7 protein-coding genes and 1 pseudogene are annotated in these 6,931 nt (G+C 70.0%); 4 read left to right on the top strand and 4 right to left on the bottom strand.

The window, feature by feature from the left end; all coding sequences use genetic code 11:
- A pseudogene (locus VD659_RS12765) lies at positions 1-151 on the bottom strand (superoxide dismutase); the annotation flags it as partial.
- A 52-nt stretch (positions 152-203) separates the two neighbouring features.
- Between VD659_RS12765 and soxR the strand changes: the two are divergent.
- From soxR to VD659_RS12745, 4 genes are all read left to right on the top strand, one after another.
- Complete coding sequence (gene soxR / locus VD659_RS12760; protein ID WP_423261442.1) at positions 204-692, top strand: redox-sensitive transcriptional activator SoxR; 489 nt, start codon at positions 204-206, stop codon at positions 690-692.
- Between the two features lie 64 nt (positions 693-756).
- Entirely contained in the window at positions 757-1,221 is a 465-nt protein-coding gene (locus VD659_RS12755) for a GNAT family N-acetyltransferase (protein WP_423261441.1), read from the top strand.
- A gap of 87 nt (positions 1,222-1,308) precedes the next feature.
- A complete protein-coding gene (locus VD659_RS12750; RefSeq protein ID WP_423261440.1) occupies positions 1,309-2,160 on the top strand; it encodes a PPK2 family polyphosphate kinase in 852 nt (283 codons plus the stop codon).
- 145 nt (positions 2,161-2,305) lie between these two features.
- Entirely contained in the window at positions 2,306-3,400 is a 1,095-nt protein-coding gene (locus VD659_RS12745; protein ID WP_423261439.1) for a LacI family DNA-binding transcriptional regulator, read from the top strand.
- 49 nt (positions 3,401-3,449) lie between these two features.
- Here VD659_RS12745 and VD659_RS12740 read toward each other — a convergent pair whose 3' ends face one another.
- From VD659_RS12740 to VD659_RS12730, 3 genes are all read right to left on the bottom strand, one after another.
- Positions 3,450-4,373: a carbohydrate ABC transporter permease gene (locus VD659_RS12740; RefSeq protein ID WP_423261438.1), complete on the bottom strand. Its 924-nt coding sequence runs from the start codon at positions 4,371-4,373 to the stop codon at positions 3,450-3,452.
- Entirely contained in the window at positions 4,373-5,350 is a 978-nt protein-coding gene (locus VD659_RS12735) for a carbohydrate ABC transporter permease (RefSeq protein ID WP_423261437.1), read from the bottom strand. The genes VD659_RS12740 and VD659_RS12735 overlap by 1 nt, the downstream gene beginning before the upstream one ends.
- Before the next feature lie 86 nt (positions 5,351-5,436).
- Complete coding sequence (locus tag VD659_RS12730) at positions 5,437-6,807, bottom strand: sugar ABC transporter substrate-binding protein (protein ID WP_423261436.1); 1,371 nt, start codon at positions 6,805-6,807, stop codon at positions 5,437-5,439.
- Between the last annotated feature and the right edge of the window lie 124 nt (positions 6,808-6,931).

Below are 6,931 nucleotides of genomic sequence, written 5' to 3'. Positions count from 1 at the left end.
AGGCGTCGCGGATGGCGGCGAGGGCGGTGTTGGCGCCGGCGACGTAGGTGGCGTGGTGCTTGTCGTGGTGCAGCTGCATGATCTTGCCCGAGATGTGGGGCTCGAGAGCGGCGTAGTCGTACGGGAGGTCGGGCAGCGTGTATTCGGTCATGCCTTCCACGTTAGAACCTCGACTATGGTCGAGGTCAAGGAGGTTTCAGCCCATGCCCAGCGTCGACCCAGCCCGCAACCTGCTCGCCATCGGTCAGCTCTCGGAGCGCAGCGGGGTCTCGGTCTCCGCCCTGCGTTTCTACGAGCAGCACGGCCTCATCGTCGCCGAGCGCACCGCGGGCAACCAGCGCCGCTACCGCCGTGACGTGCTGCGGCGGGTGGCGTTCATCCGCACCTCGCAGCGGGTGGGCATCACGCTGGCCGCCATCCGCGAGGCCCTGGATGCGCTGCCCGACAGCCGCACGCCCACGCGCGCCGACTGGGTGCGCATCTCGGCCGGCTGGCGCAGCGAGCTGGATGCGCGCATCGCCGCGCTCGAACACCTGCGCAGCGAGCTCGACGGCTGCATCGGCTGCGGCTGCCTGAGTCTCACCAACTGCGAGCTGCAGAACGCGGGCGACCGGCTCGGGGCCGGCGGCGACGGGGCGGTGCTGTGGGGCGCGGAGGCGGACGGTGCCCGCGAGGCGGCGGCCGCGGGCTAGCTCGAAGCGGCGGCCCAACGCATCCCGGATGCGGCGGGAGCCCGCGCTCGGTAGTGTTCAGCGCATGGCTGTGACGCTGCGACCGATGCCCGACGAGGCCCTCGCCGCGTGGCGGGCGAACGCCGACGCCGAGTACGTGCGCGAACGCATCGAGGCGGGCGACAGCCCCGACTACGCGCGGAAGCGCGCCGACGAATCCAGCGCCGAGTACTTTCCTGACGGCCGCCCGGCTGCGGGCCAGCTCGTGTTCGAGGTGATGGACGGCGACGCGGTCGTCGGCGCCCTCTGGCTCGGCCCGGTCTCACCCGAGCGGCCCGCCGAGTGGTGGGTGTTCGACGTCGAGATCGCCGCGGCGCATCGCGGCCAGGGCTACGGCCGCGCCGCAATGACCCTCGGCGAGCACGAGGCTCGTCGCCGCGGCGCCACGAGGCTCGGCCTCAACGTCTTCGCCCACAACGCCGTGGCGCACGGCCTCTACTCCTCGCTCGGCTACGAGCCCACGGCCATCAACATGTCCAAGCCCCTGTGATGCGCCCCACCGCCGCGCAGGCGCCCCACATCCTCACCCCGCTCTGCGGCGGGGCCGACGACACGGCCGAATGAACAGGGAGAGCTCATGAGCAAGCACGTGGCAGGCAGTGGTGAGTGGAGCCGGCGCCTCCGGGCGGCGACCCCGCTCGACCTGGCCTCGCTCGACACCGGGGCCACCCCGGGTGCCCTCGACAAGGATGCCGCCCAGGCGGACTTCGACGGCACCGCCCGCACGCTCGCGAAGCTGCAGGAGAAGCTCTTCGCCGACAGCCTCGCGGGCTCGGGCCGCTCCGTGCTGCTGGTGCTGCAGGGCATGGATACCGCGGGCAAGGGCGGCGTGGTCAAGCGGGTAGCGGGTCCGATGGACCCGCAGGGGCTCACGCACCACGCCTTCAAGAAGCCGACCGCCGAGGAGCTCGCGCATCCGTTCCTCTGGCGGGTGGAGAAGCAGCTGCCTGCGCCCGGCCAGATCGGCGTGTTCGACCGCTCGCACTACGAGGACGTGCTCGTGCCCCGGGTGCACGAGTCGATCTCGTCCGAGGAGCTCGTGAGCCGCTACGCCGCGATCAACGACTTCGAGCAGCGGCTCGTCGACGGCGGCACCACTATCGTCAAGGTGATGCTCCACCTCGGCCGGGACGAGCAGAAGAACCGCCTGCTGCGACGCCTCGACCGAAGTGACAAGCACTGGAAGTTCTCGCCCGCCGACGTCGACGACCGCGCGCTCTGGCCGCTGTTCCAGGATGCCTACGAGGTCGCCATCGGCGCCACGAACACCGACGCGGCGCCGTGGCACGTGGTGCCGGCCGACCACAAGTGGTACTCGGCCTTCGCGGTGCAGCAGCTGCTCGCCGAGGTGCTCGGAGCGCTCGACCTCACCTGGCCCCCCGCCTCCTACGACGTCGACGCCGAGCGCGCGCGCCTGCTCGCGAGCTGAGCGGGGCCGAGATGACGGGGCCTTCGCGGTGGTTGTCGGATAAAGCGGTTTGGCACGGGCGCGACCGCGGCGGGTATGATCGGCAGCAGCGACGTCGACGACGGGGGATCGGACGCGGGGCCGCGGACATCGCAGGGAGGCGCGAGTGGGCACGAAGCCGGTGAGGCTGATCGACCTCGCGCGTGCCGCGAACGTGTCGATCGCGACGGCGTCCCAGGTGATGAACGGCTCCGGCCGTGTCGCCCCGGCCACGCGGCAGCGCGTGTTCGAGACCGCCGAGCGGCTCGACTACCGCCCGAACGCCCTCGCGCGCTCGGTGGCCTCGGGCCGCAGCAACACCGTGGGCGTGCTCGCCGAGAACGCCTCGGGCGCCTTCTGCATGCCCGTGCTGGTGGGTGCCAACCGCGCGCTCAGCGACGTCGATCTGGCCAGCACGCTCTACGACGCGGCCCACGACCGCCGGCTCCGCCGCGAGCATGTCAGGCGGCTGCAGTCGCGGCACGTCGACGGTGTGGTGGTTCTCGGCGAGGGCACCGATTTCCAGAGCATCTCCGTGTCGCACGAGTTCACCGGTCCCGTGGTCTACGCGCTCTCGCGCTCCGACGACCCGGCCGACACCAGCGTGCTGCCCGACGACGCCCACGCCGGCGTGCTCGCGGCGCAGCATTTCGTGGAGATCGGGCGTTCGCGCATCCTGCACGTCACCGCCGAGTCGGGGCTGAACTCGGTGCGCGACCGCGAACGCGGACTGCGCGAGACCCTGAAGGCGAACGGTCTCGAGCTCGCGGCGCCCGTGCTCTACGGCGAGTTCCGGCGCGAGTGGGGCTTCGAAGCAACCCGCCGGATCGTGGCCGAGGGGCTGGAGTACGACGCGATCTTCGCCGGCAACGACGAGATCGCGATCGGGCTCTACGCCCAGCTGCTCGCCTCGGGTGTGCGGGTTCCCGACGACGTGGCCATCATCGGGGTCGACAACGCGGCCGGCATGGCCGCGAGCAACGAGGGCTTCCTCACCTCGGTCGATCTGCGCTTCGACGCGGTCGGCTCGGCTGCCGTCGACCTGGTGGTGTCGCGGCTCGAGGCGGCCGAAACCGCCGGCGCGGCCACCTCCCCCGAGGGCTCGGATGCGGCGGCCGATGCGGTCAACCGCACCGTTCCCGGCATGCTCGTCACCGGGCGTTCGACGCTCGGAGGGCCGCCGAGCACGCGCTCGCTGGTGCTCGAGGCCCTGATCGGCTGACATCCCCGGCCCCGGCCGCCGGCCAGCCGACCCGGCCATCGGCCTGTGGTCAGTCCTTGAGCCCCGAGGTCATGCCGACCCCGGCGAGGATCTGCTTCTGGAACAGCATGAACAGCGCCACCGGGATGATCGTCGCCACGAACAGCGCCGCCAGGAACACCGAGAGGTCGGTGATCTTGCCGACGATCGGCAGGGCGACCGAGATGGGCTGCACGGCCGAGTTCGACAGCACGAGCGAGGGCCAGAGGTAGTCCTTCCAGGCCGCGATGATGGCCAGCAGCGCGGTCACGCCCAGGATCGGGCGGGACAGCGGCAGCACGATCGACCAGAGCAGCCGCAGGTTGCCCGCGCCGTCGATGCGCGCGGCCTCGATCAGCTCGCGCGGCATCGCCCGGAAGAAGCCCACCATGATCAGCACGCTGAATGCGTTGGCGCCCGCGGGCAGCCAGACCGCCCAGAAGGTGTTCTGCAGGTTCCAGCCGAAGGGCGGGAAGTCGAGCACCGTGAGGTAGAGCGGGACGAGCGAGACGATGCCGGGCAGGAACAGCGTGGCCAGGATGGCCCCGCTCAGGATGCCGCCCCACTTCGGCCGCAGGATGGCGATGACGTAGGCGCCCGTGCAGGCCACGACGAGGTTCACCAGGCACGCTCCCGCGGCGACGAACACCGTGTTGAGCAGGTAGTGCCCGATGTCGACCAGTCCGAAGGCGTCGGCGTAGTTGCCCCACTCGTCGGCGTGCAGCCACACGGCGAAGGGATTGCGCAGCACTTCCTGGGTGGTGTTGAGCGACGCGAAGGCGAGCCAGATCAGGGGGCCTGCGCCGGCGACGACGATGCCGGCGATCACGGCGACGTGCACGATGCGCACCATCACGCGGTTGGCGGGGTTCTTGAGGTCGTGGGGCGAGACGAGGGTGCGCGACTGGTCTTCGGGCTCGCGGCTCCGGCGGCGCTGCATCAGGGTCGAGGTCATCAGTCGTTCCACTTCTTCGTCACGAGCAGGTAGAGGGCCGAGAGGCCCGCGAGCACCAGCGCCAGCAGCACGCCGAGCGCGGTCGCTGCGCCGTAGTCACCCTCGTTGAAGGCGTAGCGGTAAAGCAGCACGAGCACCGTCAGCGTGGCGTTCTGCGGTCCGCCTCCGGTGAAGAGGAAGGGCTCGGCGAACACCTGGGCCGCCCCGATGATCTGCAGCAGCAGCATGATGAGGATGACGGTGCGCAGCTGCGGCAGCGTGACGTGCCAGATGCGGGAGAGGATGCCCGCGCCGTCGAGCTCGGCCGCCTCGTAGAGCTCGGGCCGCACGCTCGTGATCGCGGCGAGGTAGATGAGCGTGGCCGTTCCGGCGCCGGCCCAGGTGGCCTCGAGCACGATCGACGGCATCGCGGTGGCGGCGTCGTTGAGCCACGGCTGAGGCGGGATGCCGACGAAGCCGAGCAGCCGATTGAACAGCCCGCTCTCGCTCGAGTCGTAGAACACCTTCCAGAGCAGGATGGCGACCACCGGCGGCACGATCACCGGCAGGTAGGCGAGGAAGGAGGCGAGGCGGCGGGTGCGTCCCCGCAGGGTCGAGACGGCGACCGCCAGCAGGATCGGCAACGGGAAGCCGAAGAGGATGGCGAGCACCGTGAAGTAGAGGGTGTTGAGCACGGCCTGGCCGAGCAGCGGGTCGCTCAGCACGTACTCGAAGTTCGACAGTCCCACCCAGCTGGGGTCGGCCACGAAGTTCCACTTCTGGAAGCTCATCGTGATGCCCTGCACGAGCGGCTTCCAGGAGAAGTAGCCGAAGACGAGCAGGGTGGGCAGGGCGAGCCCGACGGCGCTCAGGCCACCGCGGCGCCACCAGCGCACGACGCTCGAGGAGCGCCGCGGCGCTGCTGCCGGCCTCGCCGTGGAGGGTGGCGCCTGGTCGTCTCGGACCGGCGGCGCGTCGATGGTGGGGACAGTGTTCATCGGTCTCTCCTGGATCGGTGGCCGGAGCGGGGGCTGCGCCCTCCGCTCCGGCCACCGGGGTTTGCTGGGGTGGCTCCCGCCGCCGGTCAGCGGTCGATCTTGGCCTGCACGGCCGAGGCCGCCTGGGTGACCAGTGCGTCGATGTCGGCGTTCTGATCGGTGAGTACGGCCTGCACCACGGGGTCGAGCGCCGCGTAGAGGTCTTGCGAATCGGTCGCCGGCTCGGGCAGCACCGTCTGCTTGGCGGCGTTGTCGAGGTAGGGCTGGAAGTTGGCCGTCGGCACGTTGTTGAGGTCGGCGATCCAGCCCAGGTAGGTCTGGTACTGCTCCTCGGTCACCGGCGACGGGCCGGGGATGGCCACGGCCGTGCCCTGCGCCACCTTGAGCTTGGCGTCGGCGATCGCCGCGTCCTTGTCGCGGTACTTCTGCAGCTGGTAGAAATCGACCCACTCCAGGGCGGCCACCTTTTGGGCCTCGGTCGCCGTGGAATTGACGATCTCGACGTTGCCGCCCGAGAGGGTCACCGGGTCGCCGCCGTCGACGGTCGGCAGCGTGGTGAAGCCGAAGTCGCTCGACGGCATGCCGAACACCTCGACGACGGGCTGGTACGAGGCGGACTGGATGACGAACATCCCGACCGTGCCGGCGGCGAACTGCTGAGCGAGGTCGGCCGCGCCGAGCAGGAAGTTGGAGCCCATGGAGTTATCCTTCCAGCGCACGTCGTGCAGCCACTGGAGCGCATCGCGGGTCTGCTGCGAGTCGAAGGTCACGGTCGTGCCGTCCTCGTTCTCCATGGTGCCCCCGCGGCTGTAGACCTGACCGGTGAGAACCCAGCCGCCCTGGTTGTCCTTGGTGAGCTGGGCGAAACCGGTCTGGCCGGTGGCGGCAGCGATCGCGGCCGCATCCGTGCGCACCTCGTCCCAGGTGGTGGGCGGCTTGTCGGGATCGAGGCCGGCTTTCGTGAACAGCTCTCGGTTGTAGGCGAGTCCGAGGGCGTAGGCGTCGGTGGGCACGCCGTAGCTCTGGCCCTTCGCGTCCTGCGCCACGGTGAGGGTGGAGGGGTTCAGCACGTCCGAGAGGCCAGTGGTCTTCAGGGCCTGGCTGATGTCGGCGACCTGTCCGCGGGCGATCAGGCCGTTCATCTCGGTGAACGGCACGCCGATGACGGTCGGCAGGTTGCCGCCGGCCAGCTGGGCGGGGAAGGTCTCGGCGTCCCAGACCGATTCGGAGGTCTCGATCGTCCAGTTGGGGTGCTGCTCCTTGAACGCGGCGAGCTTCTCGTTGAAGTAGGCGAGCTCGGCCTCCTGGGTGGCGGGAGGCTGGTTGCCGATGGTGATGGTGACCTGCTCGCCGTTGATGTCGGATGCGCTCGGGGTGCTCGCGCAGGCGGAGAGGCCACCGAGGGTCAGGGCTGCGACAGCCGCGACGGCCAGGGTGCGGGTACTGCTGCGTTTCATCCTTGAAACCTTTCTCTTTATCGCTTCGTTGCTGTTGGTGCTGAGAGGGTGATACGTTTTGACCCGCGCTGCCAAAGCGCTTTATCAAATCGACTGAGATGAGCATCGCCGGTGTGACCCGACA

This window comes from Herbiconiux sp. 11R-BC (assembly GCF_049472555.1).
GTDB lineage: Bacteria > Actinomycetota > Actinomycetes > Actinomycetales > Microbacteriaceae > Herbiconiux.
The sequence above is the reverse complement of the archived record's forward strand: the minus strand, read 5'-3'. Positions and strand labels throughout refer to the sequence as shown.

What these genes read in the sequence shown, in the direction of transcription:
- VD659_RS12740 (WP_423261438.1), bottom strand. Translation starts at nt 4,373, where the DNA reads ATGACCTCGACCCTGATGCAGCGCCGCCGGAGCCGCGAGCCCGAAGAC.
- VD659_RS12750 (WP_423261440.1), top strand. Translation starts at nt 1,309, where the DNA reads ATGAGCAAGCACGTGGCAGGCAGTGGTGAGTGGAGCCGGCGCCTCCGG.
- soxR (WP_423261442.1), top strand. Translation starts at nt 204, where the DNA reads ATGCCCAGCGTCGACCCAGCCCGCAACCTGCTCGCCATCGGTCAGCTC.
- VD659_RS12730 (WP_423261436.1), bottom strand. Translation starts at nt 6,807, where the DNA reads ATGAAACGCAGCAGTACCCGCACCCTGGCCGTCGCGGCTGTCGCAGCC.
- VD659_RS12735 (WP_423261437.1), bottom strand. Translation starts at nt 5,350, where the DNA reads ATGAACACTGTCCCCACCATCGACGCGCCGCCGGTCCGAGACGACCAG.
- VD659_RS12755 (WP_423261441.1), top strand. Translation starts at nt 757, where the DNA reads ATGGCTGTGACGCTGCGACCGATGCCCGACGAGGCCCTCGCCGCGTGG.